This is a genomic window from Ectobacillus ponti (assembly GCF_024294785.1).
Classification (GTDB): Bacteria; Bacillota; Bacilli; order Bacillales; family Bacillaceae_G; genus Ectobacillus; species Ectobacillus ponti.
Genome location: NZ_JANCLT010000065.1, coordinates 1 through 757 on the forward strand (window position 1 = coordinate 1; position 757 = coordinate 757).

Consider the following 757-nt stretch of genomic DNA (forward strand, 5'->3'; position numbering starts at 1 on the left):
CCATGTTGGGCTTCAGGAGGGAACCCTCCAGGAGGACATGGTGTTCGTTGAGGGCCTTGTAGCAGGCAGCGAGGACCTTCTCGGTGACATAGGCACAGCGCTCAATGTCATGAGAGCCATCGACAAGGATCTCAGGCTCGACAATCGGCACCAGCCCGTTCTCCTGGCAGATGATGGCATAGCGAGCAAGACCCTGAGCATTCAGGTCAATGGAAAGCTGCGATGGCTCGTTGGGGCCAATCTTGAGGACAGCACGCCACTTGGCGAAGCGGGCACCGGCCTCGTAGTACTTGGCGCAACGCTTGCCAAGATCATCGTGGCCCTGGGTGGTGGTCTCTTTGTTGGTGCCGGCAACCTCAACGGTACCCTTGTCAACCTTGATGCCAGGGAGGACACCACCCTCCTTGAGGACATCGACGAAGGGCTTGCCGTCCTTGGTCTTCTGGTACAGGGTCTCCTCGAAGAGGATCACACCACTTAGGTGCTGGAGGGCACCAGGGGTGGTGAAGAGCAGCTCGCGGAGAGAGCGGCGGTTCTCCTCAACGTTCTCGACGTTGATGCTGGCGAAGCGCTTGCCAATGGTGCCAGTGGACTCATCTGCAGCAAGGATACCCTTGCCAGGAGTGCCAATGTAGGCAGCATTCTTGATGAGCTCGTCCTTGTACTTGCCGCAGTAGGCCGACATGGTTGCGGGCGGAGCGAACGAGGGAGGAGGCTACGACGAATAGGGAGATCGAGGAGAGGAAGGAGGCGGCGG

At 59.2% G+C, this 757-nt stretch carries 1 protein-coding gene; it reads right to left on the reverse strand.

Annotated features, from left to right (window positions below):
• Positions 1–685: class I fructose-bisphosphate aldolase (locus NK662_RS24590; RefSeq protein ID WP_254761341.1), on the reverse strand; the 685-nt coding region annotated here is incomplete at its 3' end.
• Between the last annotated feature and the right edge of the window lie 72 nt (positions 686–757).